The sequence below is a fragment of the Deinococcus marmoris genome (assembly GCF_001949125.1).
Taxonomy (GTDB): Bacteria; Deinococcota; Deinococci; order Deinococcales; family Deinococcaceae; genus Deinococcus; species Deinococcus marmoris_A.
The window spans coordinates 15919-39346 of record NZ_MSTI01000046.1 but is presented as its reverse complement, the minus strand read 5'-3'; the positions used below and the strand labels follow the sequence as shown (position 1 = coordinate 39346).

The window sequence follows — 23428 nt, the reverse complement described above, 5'->3', positions numbered from 1 at the left end:
CCAACTAGCTGATGGAACGCAACCCCATCCCAAAGCGGTCATAGCCTTTACAACATCCACACGAGGATGCTGCACATTCCGTATTAGCTGACCTTTCAGCCAGTTATTCGGAACTTTGGGGCAGGTCAGTCACGCGATACTCACCCGTGCGCCACTAGATCCGAAGATCTCGTTCGACTTGCATGTCTTAAGCACGCCGCCAGCGTTCACCCTGAGCCAGGATCAAACTCTCCATAAAATGGTCTATCACTGCAAACCCTAAGGTTTGCAGATGTTAGTTCGTTGACCCAAGCTTTCGCTTGGCTGCCCCCTTCCGTAGAAGCGGGTCTGCTTTGAAGTTCACAGGCCGAAACCCGTGCCTTCTGTTTTCGTGAATCTGGAGCCACTTCCGTATTTGGAAGGGCCGCTCACCCGCCTCTGTCGAAGCGGTCCTGTCATCATTATCAACACCAGATTTTCATGCGTCCCAGTGGGCCTTTTTCTCCGAAGAGCTTGGGGTTTTCCACTCGCCTGTTTAACGGGCGAAGGGAACTATATCCCTGTAAGGCATATCTGTCAATACCTGCATTCGATGGCCCGCCAACGTCTGAAGATTGGGCCAGAGCGAGAAAGTCCAGCGCTGGGATCTGGGCCGTCAAGCAGGGGTTTATGCAGACTGTGAGGCGCGTGCTAGCCTGAATCCATGCGGTTGAACGTGGTGTTTTTTGCCCACCTGCGGCGGGAAATCGGGACTGAGCAACTGGCGCTGGACGCCCCCGATGGAGCCGATGTGCGGGCGGTGGCCTCTCTGATCGAGGCGCAGCATGGTCTGAGCCTGAAAGGATGCATGGTGGCGGTGAACGAGAACTACGCCACGCCGGACCACGCCCTGAAAGACGGAGACGAGGTGGCCTTTCTCCCTCCAGTGGCGGGCGGGAGCGGCGACCCGGCCACCCACTGCGAGATGACCGATCAACCCCTGCTGCTTCAGACGGCGGACGCTTTTCTGGTGCGGCCCGAGTGCGGCGCGCAGGCGTATTTCGTGGGCACGGTCCGCAGCCCGAATAAGGGGAAGGACGTCGACTACATCGATTACGAGGGCTACGCGCCGATGGCCCGCAAGGTTATGCAGGGCGCGGCAGACGCAGCGCGCGAAAAGTACGGTGAACTGCGGATCTGGATTCAGCACCGCACCGGACGGCTGTTGCCGGGCGAGGCCAGCATCCTGATTGGGGTGGCCAGCCCGCACCGCCGGGCCGCACTGGAAGTCTGCGATCTGCTGATCGAGTACCTGAAGGTAGAAATCCCCGTGTGGAAGCACGAGGGCGATGAGGACGGCCAGCACTGGGTGGAGGGCCACTCGGAACATCCGGCGCTTTAAACCTCTCCTCATTACTTGCCTAATTTTTACTTTGAATTGCGTTGCGCCTGGGTCTCCAGAAAATAGGCCGAGGGACCGTGTTCGCGGGCATGCGCCTCGAAGCTGAGGTAGTAGCGGCTCGCCAAACCGATCATCAGCGCAACCACCGCGCCCAGCGCCAGCAAGGGCCACAGGCCGGGCGGCCCGGACACCAGACCGTTGAAGGCGAAGTGCAGCGCCATGCTCAGCAACACGCCACGCAGAATCCAGCCCCGCACTGAACCCAGCCCCGATCTCCCAAAGCCTGGGCCTCGGATCTGCTGCCAGTGCAGGCCGCCCAGCGCGTAGCCTTGCGGGGCGCTGAACAGCGCGTGGGCCAGCGTGGTGACCAGCGCGTGCCAGGTGGCGGCCCCAGTGCCGAAGCCCAGCGTATAAGTCACGTTTTCCATCAGGGCGAAGCCCAGCGCGGCGGTCACCGCGTAGACCAGTCCATCCATCGGCTCGTCGAAGGACAGCTCGGTAATGGCGGTAGTGGCCGCCACGAATTTGCTGCCTTCCTCGATCACGGCGGTCAGCAGCGCCACCAGCAATAGGGTCAGAGGCAACGTGGAGTCCAGCATCCTGCCCAGGCTGGCCTCGAAAGCCGCCGCGATCAGCCACGCGAACATGCCCCAGGCGAAGGTGCGGGCCAGCAGCCACAGTGGCTCCGGGTGGCGGTCCCGGCGCACGAAGAACCACAGCCACCACAGCGTGACGCCCACGGATGCCAGCAGGGACAGGGTCAGCGCGGCAGCGGCAGGCATTCGCTGGGACGGTTAAGCGCGGGCCAGCCGGGCGGCAGCGGCCTGCATCGGCTGGTGCGCCAGATGGGTCAGTGCCAGCGCCAGCGCGTCCGCCGCGTGGTTGTTGAACAGTTCGCGCACGCCCAGCGACGCCTTGACCATATAGATGACCTGCTCCTTGTCGGCGCGGCCCGATCCCACCAGCGACTTCTTGACCTGCATGGGGCCGTAGTAATGCACAGGTACCCCCGCCTGAGCGCAGGCCAGTTGCACCACGCCGAACGCCTGTCCCACCTTGAAGGCCACGTCCGCCTGACGGCGCAGAATCTGGTCTTCGATGGCGACGGCTTCCGGCTGATAGGTCTCGATCAGACGGCTGACCTCGCTGTGGATGTAGGCCAGACGGCGGGGCATGACCCAGGCACTCTCGGTGGTAATGCAGACATGGTGCAGGTGCCTGGCCTTGCGGACATTGCCGTCCACCAGACCGAGGCCCAGATTGGCGAGGCCGGGATCAATGCCGAGGACGATCATGCGTCCAGCATACGGGAAAAGGGACTGGTGGGACGAAAAAAGCCGCAGGCACGGAGTTTCCTCCGGCTGCGGCCATACGTGCAGAGTCTAGCGGCGGCTTTTCGGATCGAAAGCGTCGCGCAGCCCGTCGCCCAGGAAGTTGAAGGCCAGCACGGTGAACAGGATCGCCAGCCCAGGGTAGAAGGGCAGCCAGGGGTAACTGAGAACGACTTCCTGCGCGTTGCTGAGCATGTTGCCCCAGGTGGAGACGGGGGGCTGAATGCCGAAGCCCAGGAAGCTCAGGGCCGCCTCGCCCAGAATCGCCCCGGCCACGTCGATGGTGGCGCTGACGACGATGATGCCCAGCATGTTGGGGGCCAGATGCCGCCACATCACGCGGTTGTTGGTTGCGCCCAGCGCGCGGGCGGCGTCCACATATTCCAGATTCTTGAGGCGCAGTACCTCGCCGCGCACCAGTCGGGCCGTGCCCATCCAGCCGAAGATGGCGAAGATGGAAATGATGATCACCACACTGGCCGAGGAGCCGAGGTTCTGGCGCAGGCCCACGATGAACGGCGCGTCACTGCTGGCGAACAGCCCCGAGATCACCAGTTGCAGCGGCAGGGTGGGCAAGCTGAGCATGAATTCGATGAAGCGGCTGATCACCGAGTCGGTCAGGCCGCCGAAAAAGCCGGCCACCAGACCCATCAGGGTGCCCAGCAGCGAACTGATGAGCGCCACCGAGAAGCCCACCACCAGGCTGATGCGGCTGCCATAGATCACGCGGGACAGCACGTCGCGGCCCAGTTCATCCTGACCCAGCGGGAAGCTGGAACTCGGCGGCGCGAAGAAACCACCCAGATCCTGCGTGTTGGGATCGTGGGGGGCGATCAGCGGCGCAAGGATGGCCGCCAGCACCACGAACACGATGAAGGCCAGACTGATCATGGCCGCCTTGTGACGCCGCAGCCGGCGCATGGACATCTGGAGAGAGGAGTAGCTTTTCTCGGCGGGCGGGGCGGGCGCAGTGATTGTCATGGGAGGGCCACCTTCACGGCTGGAATCTCAGGGCTGGGAGCCTCACGAGTAGCGAATCCGGGGATCGACCAGCGCGTAGGCCAGATCGGCGAGAAGCTGAAACACCACGGTCAGGATAGCCAGCAGCATCAGGCACAGCATCACCACGTTGAAGTCCTTGCTGACCAGCGAGTCCAGCAGCGCGCGGCCCATGCCCGGCCACGAGAACACCGTTTCAGTCAGGACCGCGCCGCCGAACAGGCCGGGAATAGACAGGCCCAGGATGGTCACAATCGGGATCAGGGCATTTCGCAGCGCATGCTTGAAGATCACCGAGCGGTTGGGCAGCCCCTTGGCCTTGGCCGTCCGCACGAAGTCCTGTCCGATCACTTCCAGAAAGCTGGCCCGCATGAAGCGGCTGACCGAGGCGATCTCGCGGAACATCAGAATGGAGAGCGGCAGGATCAGGTATTTCAGGCGGTCCAGCCAGAACGGCCAGAACCCGTCGTCGGGTGTCAGGTTGCCCAGACCGCCGGGGGGCAGAGCGATGACTCCACCCGTGACCTGCGGCAGGTACACCGCGAACAGGTACAGCGCCATCACGCCGATCCAGAACACGGGTGCGCTGAAAGCGACGAAGCTCAGGAACGTCAGAATGTTGTCCACCGGGCTGTACTGCCGGATGGCCGAGTAGATGCCCAGTGGCACGGCGATCAATGTACTGATGACCAGCGCCGGGATGGTCAGCAGCAACGTGTTGGGCAGGCGCTGCGTGAAGATGAACTGCGTGGCCGGAATGCCGAAATCGCGCGAGTAGCCAAACTGGCCCTGGAAGGCGCGCATCAGCCATGACACGTAGCGCTCCGGCCAGGGCGTGTTCAGGCCGTAAGCCTCGCGCAGCCGGGCAATGTCCTCGGGGGTGATGCGCGGGTTACCGAAGATCAATTGATCGATCGGATCGCCGGGTTGCAGGGCGGTCAGGCCGAAGATCACCAGACTGATCAGCAGCAGCAGCGGAATCATCTGCAAAATCCGGCGCAGGGCGTAGGTTGCCATAGCGGGGCCATCCTTTCAATGAGCGGGTCAGAGTGGTGAATGTAAGGGGGGAGAGGAAGGCCAGTGTGCGGCGCATCCTCTCCCCCGTGCGGAGTTCAGGCGGTGTGCGCCCAGTTCCCCCGCTTACTCTTTTTGCTTGTGGGCCGAGACTGCGCCCTTGCTGGTCCAGCCCACGCGGTAGGCGTCCCAGGTGGGGTACAGCGTGTAGGCGCTGAAGTCGTAGTTGGCCAGCCCGTTGGCCTGGATGTACGGGTTCACGCGGTAGTACAGCGGCAGCGACGGCACGTTCTTGGCCCAGATGGTCTGCATCTGATCAAAGATCTTGTTGCGCGCTGCCGGGGTGAACTCGGTGCGGCCCTGGGCCTGCAACTTGTCGTAATCGGCATTGATCCAGCCGGAGTTGTTCTGGCCCGAGTAGCCGTTGGCCTCGGTAGGCACGCCCGAACCCTTGAACAGGTCGCCTTCCTCGAAGATGGGGTTGCTGGTCCAGGCGTACATGGCCAGGTCCCACTTGCCCGACTCGCCCTTGGACAGGAAATCCGCGCCGAAGAACACGCTGGACGGATAGTTCTGGATGTTGACCTGCACGCCCACAGCTTTCCACTGTGCCTGCAAGATCTGCTGCACGCGCTCGCGCACGCTGTTGCCCGCCGTGGTACCGAAGTTCAGGCTGAATTTCTTGCCGCCCTTTTGCAGAATGCCGTCGCTGCCCGGGGTCCAGCCTGCGGCGGCGAACAGCGCCTTGGCCTTGGCCGGATCGAACTTGTACTCCTCAACGTCTTTCTTGTACACGGTCGCCAGCGGGTTGATAAAGACGTTGGACACGGGCTGCTTGCCCTGAAAAAGCGCCTTGACCAGACTGGGACGGTCGATGGCGTACAGCAGCGCCTGACGAATGCCAGGAGTGTCCAGTTGCAGGTCCTTGGCCTTCTGGCCGCGCGTGTTGATGTCGATATGCTCCCACACCGACCCAGGCACGAAGTAGGTGCTGAACTTACGCTGACCGCGTTGCAGATCGATGGCCTGATCGAAAGACAGCCCCACGGTCGCCAGTGCGTCCACCTGTCCCGACAGCACGTTGACCTTGAGAGTGTTGGTGTTGGGGATAAAGCGGTAGGTCACGGTCTGCACGTACTTGCTCTCGCCGCCACTGGGCTTGCGCCAGTAGTTGGTGTTGCGGGTCATGGTCAGGCTGTTGCCGGGCCGCCACGCGGTGGGCTTGAAGGGTCCAGCCACGACTTTGGGCAGGTTGTTGGAGGTGGTGAACTGGTTGAGAAACTTGATCCACTGCTCGTTGACCGCGTCGCTGGGCTTCTGGCCCTTGGTGGCCGCGTTGAAGGCGTCCCAGCCAGCTTTCATCGAGGCGGAGGGGGCCACGCCGGGCGCACCGGCCTGATCGGCGAACAGGTACGGCGGGTTAAAGGTGATGGTAAAAGTCTTGTTGTTCGCGCCGCGCGTGATCTTGGCGTTCTCGTAGGGGTAACGGTCCGGCACGGGCACGCGCTCATCGTTTTGCACCATCAGCCAGAACTCGAAGTCGGCAGTGGTGATCTGCGAGCCGTCGCTCCATTTGGCGTCGGGGCGAATGGTGTAGGTCAGGCTGTTGCCGGTGACCTTGCCGCTGGCATCCTTGATCAGCTTGTAGCCGCCATTGGCCGCCGTGGGAACGGTGGTCGCCATGTCGGCGTACAGCTTGCCGGCGTTGTCCAGGCCGGTCAGGCCCGCGCCCATCCAGTTGTTGATCTCGGTGCTGATCGCCAGGTTGTTGGTGACCCAGGGATCGTAGATGTTCGGCGGTTCCTGCGAGGTGCCGACGACCAGGCTGTTGTTAGACGGCCCGGCCAGCGCCGGAGCCAGGACCGCAGGCACCAGCAAAAGAGCGGAAAGGGTCAGAATCTTCTTCAGGGACACTTCTTTCATGAACGCCTCCAGAACCATTGAGCAGGCCAATCACGGCCCCTAACTGTGTAGATGAGCGTCAGTATAGGGCGGCATGAAGCCGTGTCAAGCGCAATGTCTGCAATGGGGCGACCTGAATTGCAGATTCCGGCAGCAGGGGAACGCGGCGGGAAGCATGCCCGTGTCTGGCGATTCTATTTTCCGAGACAGATGGAACCCCGAAAATCGTGCGTTCCACCAGATCTTCCGCACACATAACAAAAAACCGGAACACGGGGTCCCGGCCTTCGTTGGATTGGAATGTCTAGCTTGGAATGTTGAGAGCGGCGACGACCTAGTGGCTGCCGCAGCCGCTACTGCCCTCGCCGTCGGGCGACTGGCCGCTGTCAGTGCGGAAGGAGTGGCCACAGCCACAGGAGCTGGTGGCGTTGGGGTTGTTGACCGTGAAGCCGCCGCCCATCATGTTCTCCACGAAGTCCACCTCGCTGCCCTGCAACAGCGACAGGCTCATGTGGTCCACCAAGAGCTTGACGCCCCGGTCATGCACGATGGTGTCGCCCTCCAGTTCGCGGTCGTCGATGGCCATGCCGTACTGGTAGCCGCTACAGCCACCGCTTTTGATGAACACGCGCACGCCTGCATTTTCCTTGCCGCTCTGGCCGATGATGCCCAGAGCCTTCTGCGCGCCAAATTCGCTGATGGTCATGGGCTTTTCAGCCATGTCACCGTGGGTTTCAGAGTGGGAGATCGCCGTCATGCGTGAATCCTAACACCATTGGAACAATAAAAAGGTGCCCGGAAAGCAAAGTGAACGAAGGGCAGGGCAGGTTTGAAAGTGTGCTGGACCGCTCCCCCGATTCCAGTCTCCGCTGCGCCCATTCCTCCCGAAACCATCACTCCCGCTTACATTCCTTGAGTGTGGTCATGTTAAGATGGACCCCATGACGAACCCCTACGCCGAGTGGTTCGAGCAGCTCCGAACCGAGTACAACGAGCAGCTCGGGGCCATGCCACTGCCCGAAGGCTTACCCGAACATCTGCGGCAACTGATCCAGAACCACGACGAGGAAGCCATCCAGTTCATGATCAAACTGGCCTGGCAATTTGGCGCGCAGGTGGGCTACGCCGCCGGCAGCCGCGAGGGCGGCGAGCAGCCCGCCGTGGTCCGGCCCAGCAACCGCGTTCAGGCTTAAGCCCCCTTTTTCTCTAGCTCCAGTTCTCTATACCTTCCAACCGCCTCCATGTGGGGCGGTTTTTTCTTGCCTTCAATGACCACCTGGGCGCGGCGTGGCCCAGCAGCCCAGTTCCTCGTTCCCCCGGATCAGGCCCAGCGCAGCCAGCTCATGCAGGACGCGTTGAGCGAAGGTCTGCACGGCTTCTGGCGGGGCGTGTTCCAGGGCACCTGATTCCAGGCCAAGACGGCGGGCCTCGGCGGCCAGATAGACGGCGAGATCATTCACCCGCACAGCATAAGCAGGAGGCATAGAAAAACCGCCCCGGCACAGGGCCAGGGCGGTTGAGAAAAATGGGCGCTACTCAGTCGTCTGCGGCGGCGGCGTGGGCCATCGACTCGCGCTCGTCGGCTTCACGCAGGGAACGGATACCGCGCACGATGCCGATGGTGGCAAAGTAGGTGGCGATGGGCACCGCGAACAGCAGAATCCACAGCACGGTGTTGGCGTTGGCGGTGGTCAGCACGTTGGCACTGATCAGGTCCGGCTTGTACCCGGCCACAGACATCACCAGCAGCATGGCCATGAACGCTGTGCCTATTGCCAGCCGCACCGGATGGTTGGTGGGGTTCTCGGCGTAGTAGTTCATGTCCTTGCTGCGGTCCAGCATGGGCACGGCGAACATGACGCCGATGACCACGGTGGGCAGCAGGATCGCGCCGACGAACTCGGAGCCGATAAAGCCGCCGAAGATATCGAACTCGAAACTGGGAATGATGGCCAGCGCACCGAAGACCCACAACAGATACCAGTCGGGCTTGATGTTGTTGATCGGGGTGGTGCTGGGCGGCCCGAAGAACTCGGACGGGTGGACCGGGATGAAGGCGGCAAACAGGATCACGATCCCGGCGAACAGCAGCGTCAGCATCAGCATGATCGGGGTCTGCTGGGTCAGCAGCGGCACGCCGACGATCTTCTTGTAGGCCAGCCGCTTGGCGTACTGCGGCTGGGTGTGCTTCTGCTTGATCATCAGCAGCATGTGCGCGCCGGTCAGGGCCAGCAGGATGCCCGGCAGCAACATGATGTGGTAGCCGTAGATACGCGGAATGATGCCGTCGCCGGGGAAGTTCCCCGCGAACGCGGCCTGCGCCAGCCAGGTGCCGATCCAGGGAATCGAGGCGGCGATGCCGTAGACCACCTTGACGGTGTTGTAGGAGTAGTTGTCGTAGGGCAGGATGTAGCCGGTCACCGCAGTCAGGGCCGCGAAGATCAGCAGCAGCAGACCGATCCACCAGTTGATTTCACGCGGCTTCTTGAACGCCCCGGTGAAGTAAATGCGCATCATGTGAATGACGGCGGCGGCCACCATGATGTTGGCCATCCAGTGGTGAATACGGCGCAGCATGTCCCCGAAGGGCATGGCATTGAGCTTGAGGATCGAGTGGTAGGCCGCCGGAAGCATGTTGGGCTTGGCGGTGGTGCCCGGATCGAAGGAGTTGACCACCAGACTGTTGCTGGGTTCGTAGGACAGCGCCAGCACGATGCCCGTGATGATCAGGATGATTAGGCTGAACAGCGTGATTTCACCCAGGAAGAAGCTGTGGTGAACAGGAAAGGCTTTGCGCAGGAACTTGTCGTTCAGGCGCGAGATGTTCAGGCGTTCGTCGAGCCACTGGTTCATTCGCTGTTCTCCTTGTGCTGACTGGGGGCGGGCCTGCTGCGGACAGGGAAGGGCTTCATGCGAGCTGTGACTTGACGGCAGTGATGCGGGCCTGCCATTCCTGCTCGGTCAGGAAGGGGTACGGAAATTCCAGGAAGAAGTCGCCCACCACCAGATTGTCGCCGTCCATCTTGATCGGGAGCTGCGCCAGCGGACGCGGAGGCGGACCGCCGATGACCTTGCAGCCGCGCTTGGGATCGTACTGACCGGAGTGGCAGGGGCATTTCATGTCGCCCACGTTCTGATCATCGTTGGCCACCGAGCAGCCCGCGTGGGTGCAGATGTCGCTGTAGGCCACGATCTCGCTGTCGATGGTCGCTTCCATGACGGTGGGGGCCACGATCTGGCCCTTGGGAAAGCGGAAGATACACAGCACGTTGTTGGGATCGCCCTTGCGGATCAGTGGCGAGCCGTCCTCAGCCTTGCCCTGCGGCCACGCGCGCACCAGCTTCTCGCTGAGGTCGCTGACCTTGACGAGTTGCCCTTCCCTGGACGGTTCGGCGTGGACCAGAATGTCGCCGGGAACAGGGGGCATCTTGTCGCGGGTCAGGCGGAAGATAGGGTTGGCGGTGCCCAGCACGCCCACCAGACTGACGATGCCCACGGTGGCGGTGGTGCCCATGGCCGCATTGATAAAGCGGCGGCGGGTGATTTCGGGGTCTTGCTTGCGGTAACGGGTCATGGTTGAAACCTCTCTAGGAAAGGAAGTGGGTTGTTGGAAGGATTACCAGGGGAATTCGCCGCTGGCGTCTTCTACCAGCACCTCGCCGTCCATGAAGAACTTCTTGTACAGTCCGATGGCCACGGCCAGCAGCAGGATGATCATGGCGGCGTAGAAGCCCTCGGCGGTCACGTTGGGCATCACGGGTTCCTTGGCCCCCCAGCCCGCGTAATCGATCACCATCTGACGGGCAAACAGCACGCTGAACAGCAGGACCAGCCCCAGTGTCACGACCATGCTGAGCATGGCAATCGGCGTGGAACGCACCTTGTGGATGCCGGGGTGCAACTCGGTGCCCTCGGCCCAGACGCTGTACAGACCGATCAGGCCGTAGGTGAGCAGCACCATGATGAAGGTGGCCAGGAAGATTTCCGGGAGTTTGATGTCCTCGGGAACGAAGCGGCTGCGGTTTTTCAGGACGGCAGGATCGATCTTGTTCTGGCCCGCCGCGACGGTGGCCGGGGTCAGCAGCGCGTCTTCCTTGTTGCCCCAGGTGTTCAGGATGTAGTTGGCAACGGCGTAGATCTCGTTTTCCTTGAGCTTCTCGCCGAAGGCGGGCATGGCCCCCTTGCCGTTGACCAGGATGCTATGCACGTACACCGGATCGCGCAGGATCTTGGCGTCTCCGGCCAGCGCCGGTCCCACGATGCCCTGGCCCTGTGCGCCGTGACAGCCGATACAGCCAGCAGAGGTATACAGTTCCTTGCCGATGGTCGGGTATTCCTTGCTGATGTTCGCCACGATGGCCGGGTCAACAGTGACGGGTTCAGGCGCGGTTTCCTTGTTGAACAGGAACAGCAAAAGAATCCACATGATGGCCGCGCACACGATGGCGACCCAGGGCATTACAGCGTCGTTTCTCTCCACGTTCTTTCTCCCTCACGCATGAAATGGCCTGATAGACTGCGCCATCCTTGGGCTTGTGCCGATGAGCTTCAAATCTGAGCCGGATCGATGGGAAGCATAGCATGCACCCGTGGCGTCCTCAGCGGCTGTTGATACCGTCTGTGTCGCACTCTGCACCGCTCCAGCACACATCATCAGGCGACACTCCGGCGAGCTTTATGATGCGCCTGACCGGACGGTTAAATGTCCCCTATCCGTAGACCTTTCCCAGCGCCGAGAGCAGCGGCCACAGCGCCTCCGAGAGCAGATTCACGTCGCGGTTGCCGGGCAGTTCACGGCGGTCCGTGCCCCCCCCGGTCAGCAGGGCGATGACCAGCGGGCGCGGGGTATACAGCACACCCACGTCATGATGAACGCCGTCCAGCTCGCCGCTCTTGCTGGCAAGGCGGTACAGGTGTTCGCCGTTCTCCGCGCGCGGCAGCCCCCGCCCGATCAGGTCACGGAACTGCTGGCGTTCCAGAATGTCCAGCGCGAGCGCCGTGTGCGCTGCGTCCAGCAACTCGCCCCGGACCAGACGGCCCAGCAGGTCGGTTTGATCCGCAGCGGTGGTGCGGTTGCGTTCGCCCCGGAGTTGCGCGGCGTTGCGTTGCCCGGGCGGCAGTTGCAATTTGCCCACCAGCCGGGTTTCGGTCCAGCCGTGCGCGGTGAGCCAGTCGTTCACGGCCTCCACGCCCAGCCGCCCGATCACCAGATTGGTGGCGGTGTTGTCACTGACGATGATCATTAACGTCAGCACGTCGCGCCAGCTCAGGGCCAGACCCGGCCCCAGCTCGTGCAGCACGCCCGCGCCGGACACCCGGTCAGTGGCCTCCAGCGTGACCCGCGACTCCAGATCCAGCCGCCCCGCCTGCGCCCACGCCAGCGCCAGGATCAGCAGCGGCACCTTGATGGTGCTGGCCGCCGGAAAGACGCGCTCCGGGTTCAGGGCAAAGAGTTCGCGGCCCGTCAGGTCACAGACGCGCAGTCCTATCTCTCCGACATAGCCCTGGGCGCGGAGATCGGACAGGAAGGGAGAGGTCATGCGGAGGAATTTAGCAGGGTGGTGGCGGAGATGAGATAGAGAGTTCGCTCTGCGGGTTTCCAGGGTGGCTCCCACAGTTAACCCCTCAGTCCGCTACGCGGCCAGCTCCCCTTGAGGGGAGCCAGGGTTTTCTCCCTATTCCGGCAGATTCAGTCCGGCCAGCGCGGCAAAGGGGTGCGGCGTATTCACCGGACGCAACGTACAAAATGGCGGCCCACCCTCCGGCTCGACGCGGTGGGGGCAGGTGGGGCACTCGGGAAATGCCTGTTCGGTGTAGGCCAGATCGGCCTCAGCGCTGTTCAGCACCCACTCGCGCAGACAGCCAGCGCGGAAGGTCACCGGTCCGGCCTCTCCCCCGCCCCGCCTGCGCCGTTCAGTCAAGGTTGGCGATGCCCTCGCGGATGGCGTACAGGGCGGCCTGGGTGCGGTTGTTCAGTTGCAACTTGGTAAAGATCTCGGACAGGCGGTTGCGGACCGTTTTCTCGGAGATGTCCAGGCGCAGGGCGATGTCCTGGTTGGAAAAGCCCTGGGCCAGCAACTTGAGGATCATGGTCTCGCGCTCGTTGAGGTCCGCGTGCTTCTCGCTGGGCAGTTCCTCGCGCTTGTCCCGGAAGTCGTCGAGGACGTTCTGGGCCATGTCGGCGTCCAGCAGCGCCTCGCCCCCGGCCACCCGCTTGATGGCGTCCAGCAGCGTGGTGGCGTCGGCGTCCTTGAGGATGTAACCGCGCGCTCCGGCCTTGACCGCCTCGAACACATAACGGTCCTGGCGGTACATGGTGATCATGATGACCTTGGCATTCGGATCGATCTCCAGAATGCTCTGGGTGGCCTTGACGCCGTCCAGTTCGGGCATCTGGATGTCCATCAGGATCACGTCGGGGTGGGTATCGGCGGCGTAACGGATGGCCTCGCGCCCGTTGGCGGCCTCGCCGATCACGCGCATGCCCTCGGACTCCAGCAGGCTGCGGAGGCCCTGGCGAAACAGCGCATGGTCATCGACCAACAGGACACGGATCACAGACATAGCTAGCAGTGTAGGGCAGGGCGCAGCTCAGATGAGGAAGGGAACCTACCTTTGGCTTCCGCTTCGGGCCAAGCCAGCAGGAGGCGCACACGCAGGGAAAAGGTCACCTCAGCAGCATCCGGCACGGCAGATGCCCCACCCCACCCCCTGCTCTGAAAACAATCTGTAAGGACTGCCCCGCTACACTGACGGGCGTGATGACCTGGTTTGATGCCCTGCTGGTGACCCTGTTGGCCGTGATGACCGCGCTGGGGGCGCGGCGCGGTCTGGCTGGACTGGCCTGGGGAGGGCTGGGCATGACCATCTGCTTTCTGGTGGCCTCGCTGGGCGGCCCGCTGGTGACCACCGGGGCCGCGCTGCTGCTGGGCCTGGGCTGCGCCGTGATGATCGTGCGCCTGCTGCCCCACGCTGCCGAACAGCCCTGGCATCTGCTGGCCGGGGGGGTGGGCGGTCTGGCGCTGGGCGGTGTGCTGATCGCCACCGTGGCCCTGGGCTTTCCGCTGGATGTGCGGGTCACCCCCGCCGGAACCACGGGCGTCTACCCCTCGGTCAACATGCCCCCCGCCATCTACGAGGCGGTGCGAAACTCGGCGCTTCAGAACAGCCTGCGCGGGGTGTGGGGCAGCAACATCGCCCTCAGAACGCTGCTGATTCCCGATCAGACACGGCGGCAGTAGCTCTTTTTGCCAGTCGCTATTCCGCCAGCGGCGCGGGCGTTTCCGGGCGGGCCTCTCCCCCGCTGCGCTGGCTGAGAACCGTGCTGCCCACCACCAGCAGGCCCCCCAGTGCGCCACGCAGGCCCACCCGCTCGCCGATTAAAATGAAGCTGAAGAGGGTGGCCGTGACCGGTTCCAGGGCGTAGATCAGACTGGCCTCGGCGGCGCTGACGGTGCGCTGGCCCACCGTTTGCAACAACGTGGTCAGGGCAGTGGCGACGATCCCCAGGTACAGCAGCGGCCCCCAGGCGGCGGCGGGCAGCCAGCCCACGTCCCCGGCCACCACCGCCCACAGCCAGCCCAGCACCGTCACGGCGGCCAGTTGCGCCAGCGTGAACGGCAGCGCCGCGTGCCGATTGGAAAGCCGCTCCAGCGTGATGATAAAGCCCGCGTAGGTCACGGCGCAGCCCAGCGCCCACGCGTCGCCCACCACCCACGCGCCGCCTTCCCAGGACAGCAGCGCCAGCCCCAGCACGGCCAGCGGCAGCGCAGCCAGCAGCGGCAGGGGCATCCGGCGGCGCTGCGCGAAGACCAGCCACAGCGGCACCAGCAGCACGCTCAGGGCCGTGAAAAACGCAGCCCGGTTGGCGGTGGTGGTTTGCAGGGCAATGGTCTGGGTGCTGTAGCCCGCGATCAGCCACGTACCCAGCAAAAAGCCGTCTCGCCATAGCCCGTCCTTCCACGAAAAACGCGGCAGGGCAGCGGGCGCGGGTTGATCTGCCCGCCGTCGCCGCAGGCCCCAGCCCCGGATCAGCAGCGCGGGCAATAGGGCCACGAAGCCGATCAGGAACCGCCACGCGATCAGTTGGGCCGGGGGCAGCAGGTCGCCCAGGGTCTTGACCACCGCGAAGGTGCTGCCCCACACTGCCGTGACCAGAATTAAGAGAAGAACGCCGCGCAACCGGGGAGACACGCCAGGGATTGTAGTGGGGATGAACGGGAAAATGCGCCGCCCTGGGTTGAGTGGGCGGCGCACATGGAAGGAAGGCGTGGTCAGGTCAGGGGACTTTGGCCTGGAAGCAGACCGTCCCTTTGCCACCTGCTGCCAGACCTGACGGACCGAGGTCCAGGGTCATGGTGCCTTTGCCCAGGCCAAGTGTGGTGGTCAGGCTACCCTTATCGGAATCAGTATCCGTACTGGTCAGGTCACTGCCTGTGGGAGTAGCGGTCGCACCCGCTGCAATGACTGTTCCGTCGGCCCAGCGGACACCCTTGCTGACAACATAACCATCAGTCAAGGCATTCATTCCGACAGGCACATTGTCAGTGAGCTTGAAATTCAGGGCGTCACTGCCTGCATTGCTATAGGCGATGCAGTACTCCACGGTCTCACCAGGTTTGGCACCAACCGTTCCGTTCTGATCGACAAAAGCTGTGTTTTGAGTGGAATTGCGCCCCAGCTTGAGCAGGGTAATCCTGGGGGCCTGTTTGATGTTGGGGCTGAATTCGGACGTGTTACCCACAATGGTGGCTGTTGCAGTGAGGCTATCGTTGGCCGTGAACGCCCCGGCAGATAACGTACCGCTGAATGCTCCCTTGGCTCCTAGCGTTACCGTGAGAGTGCCCAGGTAAGTTTTACCCTCGCCGTGAGGCACGGATTTGCCGTCACCGACAAGGACCGCGCCGTTCTGATTGCCATCGTCATCGGCTTTGTAGATTTCGATCACTGCGCTCGTGCTATCGAAGCTGGTGGAGGTTCCGTTCCCAACATAGCCCGTGACGTCCAGAATGCCACCGCCAAGCGTAATGGCTGTGAATACCGGATAGTCCTGCCCCGTATTACCCTCACGGGCCACCGTGGCACCATCATTCGGTGTCACGCCATTGCCCTTACCATAGTTGGCATTTCCGCCCACATACCCGTCCGAGGCGGTGAAATCAATTGAGGTCAGGCCATTCAAGTAAAATGAATTCTGGCTGATGGTCACATTCTTTTGGCCAAAGTTGACGACGACACCAGAACTCAGACTGTTGTAGATCACGTTCTTTGTGATGGTGTCACTGTTGGTGCTGTTGACCGTAGCATTGCGGGCCAGATAGTGAATACCAGAACCTTCTAGCCGGGTGGCGGCCCCACCCTTGCCGTTGCCAGTAATAGTGTTATTGGTCACGGTATTGTTGGCCACGCTGCCGATCTCAAATTGGATGCCGCTGGAATTACTACTGGCGAGCAGGTTGCCAGTAATCGTTACAGGTTTAGCAAAGCCAGCAGTAGTGCTGCCTGTCAGGGTGATAGCGTCGCCACCAGCCTGCACGTAACCACTCTGCTGAAATTCATTGTTCTGAATGGTCAGGCCAGCGCCCCCACCCAGATAATTAATCCCCGAATTATAGGAGTAACCAATCAGGTTATTTAAGATCGTCCCTGAACCGTTGACAACATAGATTCCATACTGGGCTGAGGGCAAACTGGCGGGCAGCGTAAAAGCCTTGGCCGTAGTGCCGAAAATGTTCTTCTCGATTAGAGCGTTGTCAGCAGCATTGGTTCCAGTTCCTAGCACCAGTTGGTTGCCGCCGTGCAGCGCCACACCCCGCAGAGTGAAGTTGGCCGCCGAGATTTGCAGAGCTTTTGCTGCCGTCAGGGTGATTTCTACTTCTGGCCGATCAACCTTGCTAAGGGGCAAATTGTCCACACCTATCAAGCCGCCTGTACCGAGCGCGCCTGTATTGGTGTCACCCGTGCTGGTCGTGGTGTTGGCGGTCTGGGTGGTGGCGTCAATGCTGGTGTTACTGTCGGTAACATCAAGTGTGGACGCGAGGTTGATAACCGCTACGCCACCCGTCAGCACTCCTGTCGGCACCATGAAGATTGAGGTTTCTTTGCCTGCGGTCTGACCCACCTGCACGAGACTGCTGTTGCCAAGCAGCGCGTTGCTGTTGGTCACAAACTGGCGCAGACTGCCCTGACCGCTGTCGTTGGTGTTGACGATGGTATCGAAGTTGAAGCCGAAATCCACATCCGGCACGTCGGCTGTGCTAATGGTAACGCTGGCGACCGACTCGGCACCAACAGGCAGGGTGGTGGTGCTGAGCGCAGGGTCAGTCCCAGCCGGAGCTGCGCCGCCCACCTGATTGACGCTTCCATTGATATAGGTCTGGACAGGAATCTGGGTGCAACCCGCTGGAGGTGTCGAGACGTTGACCGCCTGGGCACATCCACCTGTACGACTGCTGGTCACGAAGCTGTTGACCACACGTACTTTGTATGTGCCGGGCAACTGACCCGTAAAAATGTAAGCGCCGCTGGCGTTTGTGAAGGCCGTTGCCAGAACATTGCCTCCCGCTGAGCTGTACAGCTCCACCCGCACATTGGGACGCAGGCTCATACCCTGGCCCGCGTTGTAGACCCGGCCCGCGCCGCCGCCGTAGTTGTAGTCCTCGTAGACGTTGCCGGAGATGGCGTAGAGCTTGGTTATAGCAACTGTCGTCGGGTTCACCGTGGTCAGTTCAGTCTGCGTGACGCTGCCGCTGGGAACGGTCCCAAACCCACTGGCCGCCCCTACTGAAGGCGGGAAAACCGTATCGCTATCCACGTTGTCCGTGAGAACGCCGCCTGCCGACGCCTGATTGCTGAGTGTGGTGTTCGTAGCGCCTGTACCGACAACCACAGGGATGCTGACGGTAATCGAACTGTTCGTGCCAAGCACTCCAGTGTTGGTCAAAAGATTTCCCGATCCGTCATAACCGTTTCGCTTGACAGCCGTACTCCCTGTCCCTCGCGTCACGACTTGCGAACCAGTCGTAAAGGTTACATTGCTGGGCAAGGCGTCCGTGATCTGAAAGTTGCTGACTGCTGCATTTCCCGTGTTCACATATGTAATAGTCCAAGTCAGCGTGTCGCCAGCCGTGACCGTGCCGCTGGTATCGGCATCCGTGGTCAACTTGACGGATTTATAGCCATCGACTGCCGAACGCAGAACCACTGCATCAGGCTTGAAGAAGTCGAAAACGGTTAGGCGTCCACCAGCCGAAGTGCCACTCGTACCTGTACGGGCACCGTAAACCAGCTTAAAGCTAGATTTATTCGAGAATACTGCTGAAGCTTTATGAACGTCAGATGTAGAAATATCACCTTGGACATTTGTTGATGATTGGTACTGCACACCACCATCCACAGCAGTGCTGCTGCTCAAGGCAGTGCCCGAAGAAAGATCGGTATCGGCGGCTGGGATTCCCACAAACTCCACGAATTCTCTCAATGTTCCACTGTCACCATCAGTATCAAAACTGGTAACCCAGAAGGAACCTGGTAAGGTAGCTGTACCCGCACCTGCTAATGGTGCAGCACCTCCCGGCGAAACAAAATCAAACGTGAACTCTGCCCAACTTGTTAATCCCGCTTCGTTCTGAGTCGGCGTCACTGTGGGCGCGAAGAACTGCGCCTGTGAGGCCGCTGGAACTGGGGTCGCCGACAGGATGGGGGTCGCATTGTCAAAAACATTTGTCAGTGTGGCGTCATTCAACCTTGTCAGCGTGATGATAACGTCGCGTTGAAAGGGATTGCCAGAGCCTGTACCAGCGCCTACCACAACATTGTTGAACCGACACCTGCTGTTCAGCGTCAGTCCACATGTGCCACCCCCTGGAACGGCCACACCGTTCACAAACTGCAAATCAAAACTCGCCGCACCGGCAAAGTTGCTCATGCACAGCCCCGACGCCAGCACGCCCAGCCCAGCCCGACCCAGCCGCGAAAGCAAGTTTATCCTCTTCACTTCCTTCCTCCTACCGTTTCATCCAAGGTCAAATCCAGCCGCACGTAAGCTCCCTTTTTGGTGTATTGATTGCCGATCCCCTCGAAGCCCGCCAGGTTGTACCCAGCAGTCAGCCAGGTGCCCGGCAGGGCGCGCACGCTGGCTTCCAGGCCGTAACCCGCCTGGGTGGTACCAGTGCTGGGCTGCGTCAACACACGCCCCCACGCGCCCATGCCGAAGCGCTCGCCGATGTACGCCGTGCCGCCGAGTGCGGCTTGCGCGGTGAAGCTGCCCGGATCGTTCAGCAGGGTGCGGGTATCCACACCGCCGCGCACGGCCCAAACGGGCTGGCGGTACTCGGCGCTCAGGTTGCCGCTCAGTTCGGGTTTGTTGCCCGCCAGACTGCCGTTCACGTAGCGTAGGGTGCCCAGGCTGTTAAAGGCGCTGTTGCGGTAGGCGTAGCCCACGGCGGCGCGCAGGCCGCCCTTGCCCGCGCCGAATTCGGCCAGACTGTCGGCGCTGAGGGTCAACTTCGGCGTGAGCTGTCCGGCGACGCCCGCGCGGATAACCACGCCAAAGCCCTTATCGTTCAGGATCAGATCGGTTCCGGCGGTGGCACTGACAGTGTCGGATTTGTAGTTCAGGTCCGCGCCCGCGCCCAACTCGGTCTTGCTGCTGGCGATGTCGTACACAGCGCTGCCACGCAGGCCCAGACCCGTGCGGGCGTTCAGCGGCAGGGTGGTGGTCACGCCGAAGCGGGCGCGGTTGCCCTGACCGCCAGCCGTGGGCAGATCGTAGGCCACGGCATAGTTGGTGCGGCCCAGCGTGCTGTCCAGTGTCAGGGCCGCCGTCTGGCCCACACCCCAGGTCACCTTGTCGGTGATGCCCAGCGTGACCTTGCCGATGCGGTAGCGCACGCCGATATTAGTTTCCGCCTTCTGCACGCCGCCCACACCTGAACTGCTCAGCGACTGGGTATGGACCACATCCACGTCCAGCGGGGCGCGGTGGTATCCGGCGCTGGCGATGGCGCTGAGGCCCTGCTGATCGCCGAAGCCCACCTTGAGGCCGCCGCCGACGCTGAAGGGCGACAGGGCGACCTCGGCACGGGCCGAGACGCTGCCGCCCTGGGTGATGTCTGTGGCCGTGGGCGTGCGGTGGTACTTGCCATCCACCAGCGCGCGGACATTGCTGGTCACTTTTGCGTCGTAACTGCCGCCCACCGTCAGACCCGGCGCGAAGGCGGTCAGTCCGGCGTACCCCGCGCTCTGGTAGCGCACCTTGAAGCCCAGGTTGCCCCCGCTCAGGCCGCTGCCACCCAGTCTGGTATTCGCGTCCAGGCTGGCCTGCATTCCGCCGGAATAGGCCAGCAGGCCGTCGGCGCGGGTGTCGCCGTTGGCGTAGCGGGCGCGTGCCCCGAAGGTCACCACGCTGTCCAGGCTGACGGCAGCCACACCCACGCTGTAGTTTTTTCCGGCGTATCCGGCCTGCGCGCCATAGGCCAGTTTGCGCTGCGAATTCTCGTTCTCCAGGCGGTAGGAAGCCAGAACCACCACGTCGTTGAGCAGGCCGTCCACCCGGTCCAGCGCACGGGTCAGGGTCACGATGCCAGTGCTGCGGTCTAGCTGGTAATCCAGGTTGGGCAGCAGCCGGACGCGGCCCAGTTCCTTACCCGTGGTCTGCTCCAGCGTGACCACTTCCAGCGTCTCGCTGCCGGGGCTGATGTCGCCGTTTTTCAATCGCAGGATGCGGGTGTTCTCAGGGGTAACGCGCTCGTCCTTGACCCGCGCCTCGGGGACCAGGGCCACGAAGCCAGAGACCAGGGGGTTGCCCTTGGTGTTCGCACTGAGGGCCGTGAACTGTTCTCCCACAGGCAGCACGTCGATAGGCAGCGCGGCGCGGCGGTACTGGGCATGGAAGGCGGGATGGTCATATTCCACGGCCACGGGACCACTGCCCTGAAGCGGCACGCTCTCCACGCTGCTGTCTCCGAACAGGCTGTAGCGCTTCAACGTGTCGCGCTCGGTGGGCAGGCCGTCCTTGTCGGCGGCCAGATAGATCTTGCCCCCGGCCAGCGGTCCCTCGTAGCTGGCGCGGGCCTGCACTTTCAGGTCTTCATTCAGGTTCAAGGTGCCGTCCAGGCCCAGCGTGGCGCTGACCATGCCCACACCCACGCGGCCCGCGCCGGGGGTGACGGCGAAGGTCTGACGGGTAATATTTGCGCCTTGCAGGAGGTCCAGTTTCAGGATGGTGGGCGACGCCTGGGGTTGCAGTTCCAGCACGCCCTCACCATCCGTCAGACGCAACTGATAATCGGCCTCCGTGCTGTTGGCGTCGGGGGTGCGCGGCTCCAGGCTGGAACGCAGCGTCACCGACGACTGCGAGGACAGGCGGCCAAACGCGTCCAGCACCCGCACCTTCAGCCGCAGCGGGGTGCTGCCGTCGGCGATCAGGCTCTCGGGCAGGACTTCTATCTTTGCGGTGGGTCCCACGCGGTTGACCGTCACACTTTGCCCGGCAAAGGTCAGGACGTTGGGGCCGATATTCAGCGGCACGCCCACGTAGGTCAGACGGGTCACACCGCGCGGACCGTCCTCGGTGGTCTGGCCGATGCGGTCTGCGCCGATCACCGTGCCGTTCACGCTCAGGTCGCTCTGCGTGCCCACCGGCAATTCCACCACCACGCTGATGCGGTCACGGATTCGCACGTCGCTGCCCGCCAGCGGCAACTTGACGGCCCCGGCGTTCTCGCTGAGCTGTTCGGGGGCGCTCAGGGCGGCGGCGGTAGCTAGGTCCCCGGCGTCCACCCTGCCCTGCAAAACCTCGCTGCGCTCGCCGCCGTAGCGGGCCAGCAGCGCGGGCGCGGGCAATTCAGGCAGCGCACCTGCGTGGGCCAGGGTGTAGGTGATGCTGCCGCGCATGACGGTGTTGTTCTGCGAACCGGGCAGCGTCCAGTACAGCGTGCCGCTGGCCCCCCGACGCGGATCGGCAATGGGTTGGCCGTCCAGGCGGCTGCTGCCCGCAACGAACGACGCGCCCTCGGGGATGGCGTGCGCGATCACGATCTCGCGTGCCTGCGCGGGGGCATCGAAGGGCAGGCTGACGACGCTCGTGCGCGAGACGGCAGGAGCGGGCTGAGGTGTGGGCGGCGTGACCACTGGAGCGGGTGCGGGGGCAGGCACAGGCTGCGCCGCGATCAACTGTCCCGTCACGGTCTGCGGACGGGGGCAGGCGGGGGTGTCCAGCGTGGCGTTCAGGCTGAAGGTTCCCGCTTCCACCACGCGCACGCGGTAGCTCAGGGTCCGGCTCTCGCCGCCCGCCAGCTCGCCGCTGAAAGTGGCCGGGTCCAGCGCTTCCAGGCCCGCGCCGGGGATGTCGGTCAGGGTGTAGGGAACGGCCACATCGGCAGTGTTTCTCAGGGTCAGCGTGACCGTGGTTTCCTGGCCCGGCAGGGTGTCGGCCAGCGGCGGGCGGCTCAGTTGCAGCGGGGTGGAGTCGGGCCGCACATTGACCCCCACGCTCTGGCTCTGATTCCAGGGCGCAAACGTAGCGCTGAAGGTCAGCGGGCCGGGGCGGGTGGCCGTGCCCGTCACGCGCAGTTCGCCGGGTTTCGCGGCGCTGAAGGTGCCCGTCAGGCTACTGAGGCCGTCCACCGTCAGTCCTGCCGTGTCCAGTCTCAGGTCCAGCGGCAACTCTCCGCCATAAGCCGTGGCGGCACGGGCGGTCAGGGTCACGGTGTCGCCCACGCAGACCTCGGGCTTGTCGCTCTCCAGGGTCAGGGCCACCTGCGGGCGCACTTCCACCCTGGCCTCGGCCACGCCGCCACGCGGCACGGTCACGCTGGGGGACACGCTGACCTGCGCGCCCGCGACGGCTGAGGCGCTGATGGGGTAGCTTCCGGCGGCCACGCGCCCCTCGCTGCGGCCATCGACGGTCAGGGTCTGATCCCCCACCTGCACTTCTGCGACGGTGGACTGGGAACCACCGGGCAAAACCAGTTCAGCGGTCACGCGCAGCAGGCCAGTCTGGTCCACCACACTGAGGGCAATCGGCGTCGGCACGCCCGCGCGCATCAGGCTGAAGCCCACCGCGTTGCTGTACTGCTTTGCCGTGGCGGGCTGGCGCAGTTCGATCACGTAGTTCCCGGCACGCGCGGGCAGCGGCAACTCCACCTCGCCCAGGTTGCGGCTGATCGGCAGTGGCGTGGCGTAGCCGGTGGCCGCGTCGATCACGCGGGCTTCCAGCTCATCGGGGCCGTCTCCGTCGTACATCTTCAAGGCGTAAGCGCCGCCGTCGGTGGTGATGTTGATGGCCGGAACCCAGTTCTGCGAATGCACGTTGACGGTCAGGCGGTCCGCGCTGACGGCGGCGCTGACCCCGGCCAGACGGATGGCGAAGGTGTTCTTGCCATTGCCCTGGGTGACGGCGCGCAGGGTGTATTTGCCAGTCGGCAGGTTCTGGTCCAGCAGCGTTTCCCAGCCGTGTTTGCCGGGGGTGAAGGTACGCGTGACCACCACTTTGCCGCCCGCATCCAGCACGCTGAAGGTAGTGGAGACCTGTGCGGCGTTGCCGTCATACTGCTCGTCTCCGTAATAGCTGTCACTGCGGTAGTCCGACTGGTCCAGGCGGGGGCTGTACAGTTCCAGGCGCACCACGCCGCCCACCGGCACATCCAGCGTCAGGTTCTGGTCGCCCACCGTCCAGCTCAGGGCGTCGCCCACGCTGGTCAGGGGGAGGCTGGTGCTGATTTCTGTGCCGGGTTCCATCGCGTTCGCGCCCGCCCCCACGGCCAGCAGGGCAGAGAGGGTCAGGGCGATGCGGTGCAGGTGGTGTGGGTTGCGCTTCACG

At 63.1% G+C, this 23428-nt stretch carries 19 protein-coding genes and 1 rRNA gene; 3 read left to right on the top strand and 17 right to left on the bottom strand.

The features are described 5' to 3' along the window. Positions 1–238 (bottom strand): 16S ribosomal RNA (locus tag BOO71_RS07070); the annotation flags it as partial. Between the two features lie 444 nt (positions 239–682). On the opposite strand from BOO71_RS07070, the gene moaD reads away from it, so the two are divergent. Further along, positions 683–1360 carry a molybdopterin converting factor subunit 1 gene (gene moaD, locus BOO71_RS07065; RefSeq protein ID WP_075831249.1) on the top strand — a complete coding sequence of 226 codons (678 nt, stop codon included), beginning with the start codon at positions 683–685 and terminating at the stop codon, positions 1358–1360. Positions 1361–1386: 26 nt separating this feature from the next. On the opposite strand, the gene BOO71_RS07060 is transcribed toward moaD, so the two are convergent. The 6 genes from BOO71_RS07060 to BOO71_RS07035 form a co-directional block, all read right to left on the bottom strand. Then, entirely contained in the window at positions 1387–2142 is a 756-nt protein-coding gene (locus BOO71_RS07060) for a PrsW family intramembrane metalloprotease (protein WP_075831248.1), read from the bottom strand. A 12-nt stretch (positions 2143–2154) separates the two neighbouring features. Continuing rightward, positions 2155–2655 carry a crossover junction endodeoxyribonuclease RuvC gene (gene ruvC, locus BOO71_RS07055; protein ID WP_075831247.1) on the bottom strand — a complete coding sequence of 167 codons (501 nt, stop codon included), beginning with the start codon at positions 2653–2655 and terminating at the stop codon, positions 2155–2157. An 87-nt stretch (positions 2656–2742) separates the two neighbouring features. Beyond that, positions 2743–3672 (bottom strand): ABC transporter permease, encoded by a 930-nt coding sequence (locus BOO71_RS07050; RefSeq protein ID WP_075831246.1) that lies wholly within the window; start codon positions 3670–3672, stop codon positions 2743–2745. A 42-nt stretch (positions 3673–3714) separates the two neighbouring features. Beyond that, a complete protein-coding gene (locus BOO71_RS07045) occupies positions 3715–4707 on the bottom strand; it encodes an ABC transporter permease (protein ID WP_075831245.1) in 993 nt (330 codons plus the stop codon). A 123-nt stretch (positions 4708–4830) separates the two neighbouring features. After that, a complete protein-coding gene (locus BOO71_RS07040; protein WP_075831244.1) occupies positions 4831–6627 on the bottom strand; it encodes a peptide ABC transporter substrate-binding protein in 1797 nt (598 codons plus the stop codon). Between the two features lie 313 nt (positions 6628–6940). Next, complete coding sequence (locus tag BOO71_RS07035) at positions 6941–7363, bottom strand: HesB/IscA family protein (protein WP_075831243.1); 423 nt, start codon at positions 7361–7363, stop codon at positions 6941–6943. Between the two features lie 184 nt (positions 7364–7547). On the opposite strand from BOO71_RS07035, the gene BOO71_RS07030 reads away from it, so the two are divergent. Further along, positions 7548–7799, top strand: a complete 252-nt coding sequence (locus BOO71_RS07030; RefSeq protein WP_075831252.1) for a DdrH — start codon at positions 7548–7550, stop codon at positions 7797–7799. A 72-nt stretch (positions 7800–7871) separates the two neighbouring features. Here BOO71_RS07030 and BOO71_RS07025 read toward each other — a convergent pair whose 3' ends face one another. The 7 genes from BOO71_RS07025 to BOO71_RS06995 all read right to left on the bottom strand — a co-directional run bounded on the left by BOO71_RS07025 (position 7872) and on the right by BOO71_RS06995 (position 13164). Continuing rightward, positions 7872–8066 carry a hypothetical protein gene (locus BOO71_RS07025; protein WP_075831242.1) on the bottom strand — a complete coding sequence of 65 codons (195 nt, stop codon included), beginning with the start codon at positions 8064–8066 and terminating at the stop codon, positions 7872–7874. A gap of 76 nt (positions 8067–8142) precedes the next feature. Then, positions 8143–9459 carry a cytochrome b gene (locus tag BOO71_RS07020; RefSeq protein ID WP_075831241.1) on the bottom strand — a complete coding sequence of 439 codons (1317 nt, stop codon included), beginning with the start codon at positions 9457–9459 and terminating at the stop codon, positions 8143–8145. Between the two features lie 55 nt (positions 9460–9514). Then, positions 9515–10180, bottom strand: coding sequence for a ubiquinol-cytochrome c reductase iron-sulfur subunit (locus BOO71_RS07015; protein WP_075831240.1), 666 nt, complete (start codon positions 10178–10180; stop codon positions 9515–9517). A gap of 42 nt (positions 10181–10222) precedes the next feature. Then, complete coding sequence (locus BOO71_RS07010) at positions 10223–11065, bottom strand: c-type cytochrome (RefSeq protein ID WP_083653158.1); 843 nt, start codon at positions 11063–11065, stop codon at positions 10223–10225. Between the two features lie 250 nt (positions 11066–11315). Continuing rightward, positions 11316–12146 carry a serine hydrolase gene (locus BOO71_RS07005; protein ID WP_075831238.1) on the bottom strand — a complete coding sequence of 277 codons (831 nt, stop codon included), beginning with the start codon at positions 12144–12146 and terminating at the stop codon, positions 11316–11318. A gap of 135 nt (positions 12147–12281) precedes the next feature. Further along, positions 12282–12485, bottom strand: coding sequence for a hypothetical protein (locus BOO71_RS07000; protein WP_254843069.1), 204 nt, complete (start codon positions 12483–12485; stop codon positions 12282–12284). 34 nt (positions 12486–12519) lie between these two features. Next, positions 12520–13164: a response regulator transcription factor gene (locus BOO71_RS06995; protein ID WP_075831251.1), complete on the bottom strand. Its 645-nt coding sequence runs from the start codon at positions 13162–13164 to the stop codon at positions 12520–12522. A gap of 203 nt (positions 13165–13367) precedes the next feature. Here BOO71_RS06995 and BOO71_RS06990 point away from each other — a divergent pair, with 203 nt between their 5' ends. Continuing rightward, positions 13368–13847: a hypothetical protein gene (locus BOO71_RS06990; protein WP_075831236.1), complete on the top strand. Its 480-nt coding sequence runs from the start codon at positions 13368–13370 to the stop codon at positions 13845–13847. A 16-nt stretch (positions 13848–13863) separates the two neighbouring features. Here the strand turns inward: BOO71_RS06990 and BOO71_RS06985 are convergent, their stop codons facing one another. The 3 genes from BOO71_RS06985 to BOO71_RS06975 form a co-directional block, all read right to left on the bottom strand. Continuing rightward, positions 13864–14799: a DMT family transporter gene (locus BOO71_RS06985; protein ID WP_075831235.1), complete on the bottom strand. Its 936-nt coding sequence runs from the start codon at positions 14797–14799 to the stop codon at positions 13864–13866. A gap of 85 nt (positions 14800–14884) precedes the next feature. Beyond that, the gene (locus BOO71_RS06980; protein ID WP_139322804.1) at positions 14885–18532 is read right to left on the bottom strand and encodes a beta strand repeat-containing protein; all 3648 of its coding nucleotides are present in this window, start codon (positions 18530–18532) and stop codon (positions 14885–14887) included. Between the two features lie 65 nt (positions 18533–18597). Continuing rightward, on the bottom strand, positions 18598–23427 hold the full coding sequence (locus tag BOO71_RS06975) for a DUF11 domain-containing protein (protein ID WP_254843068.1): 4830 nt from the start codon (positions 23425–23427) through the stop codon (positions 18598–18600). Between the last annotated feature and the right edge of the window lies 1 nt (position 23428).

Bases quoted from the DNA above. Each gene is read 5' to 3' on its own strand.
- BOO71_RS07040 (WP_075831244.1), bottom strand. From the start codon at position 6,627: ATGAAAGAAGTGTCCCTGAAGAAGATTCTGACCCTTTCCGCTCTTTTG.
- BOO71_RS07050 (WP_075831246.1), bottom strand. From the start codon at position 3,672: ATGACAATCACTGCGCCCGCCCCGCCCGCCGAGAAAAGCTACTCCTCT.
- BOO71_RS07020 (WP_075831241.1), bottom strand. From the start codon at position 9,459: ATGAACCAGTGGCTCGACGAACGCCTGAACATCTCGCGCCTGAACGAC.
- ruvC (WP_075831247.1), bottom strand. From the start codon at position 2,655: ATGATCGTCCTCGGCATTGATCCCGGCCTCGCCAATCTGGGCCTCGGT.
- BOO71_RS07045 (WP_075831245.1), bottom strand. From the start codon at position 4,707: ATGGCAACCTACGCCCTGCGCCGGATTTTGCAGATGATTCCGCTGCTG.
- BOO71_RS06990 (WP_075831236.1), top strand. From the start codon at position 13,368: ATGACCTGGTTTGATGCCCTGCTGGTGACCCTGTTGGCCGTGATGACC.
- BOO71_RS07010 (WP_083653158.1), bottom strand. From the start codon at position 11,065: ATGCCCTGGGTCGCCATCGTGTGCGCGGCCATCATGTGGATTCTTTTG.
- BOO71_RS07035 (WP_075831243.1), bottom strand. From the start codon at position 7,363: ATGACGGCGATCTCCCACTCTGAAACCCACGGTGACATGGCTGAAAAG.
- BOO71_RS07015 (WP_075831240.1), bottom strand. From the start codon at position 10,180: ATGACCCGTTACCGCAAGCAAGACCCCGAAATCACCCGCCGCCGCTTT.
- BOO71_RS07005 (WP_075831238.1), bottom strand. From the start codon at position 12,146: ATGACCTCTCCCTTCCTGTCCGATCTCCGCGCCCAGGGCTATGTCGGA.
- moaD (WP_075831249.1), top strand. From the start codon at position 683: ATGCGGTTGAACGTGGTGTTTTTTGCCCACCTGCGGCGGGAAATCGGG.
- BOO71_RS07030 (WP_075831252.1), top strand. From the start codon at position 7,548: ATGACGAACCCCTACGCCGAGTGGTTCGAGCAGCTCCGAACCGAGTAC.
- BOO71_RS07060 (WP_075831248.1), bottom strand. From the start codon at position 2,142: ATGCCTGCCGCTGCCGCGCTGACCCTGTCCCTGCTGGCATCCGTGGGC.
- BOO71_RS06980 (WP_139322804.1), bottom strand. From the start codon at position 18,532: ATGAGCAACTTTGCCGGTGCGGCGAGTTTTGATTTGCAGTTTGTGAAC.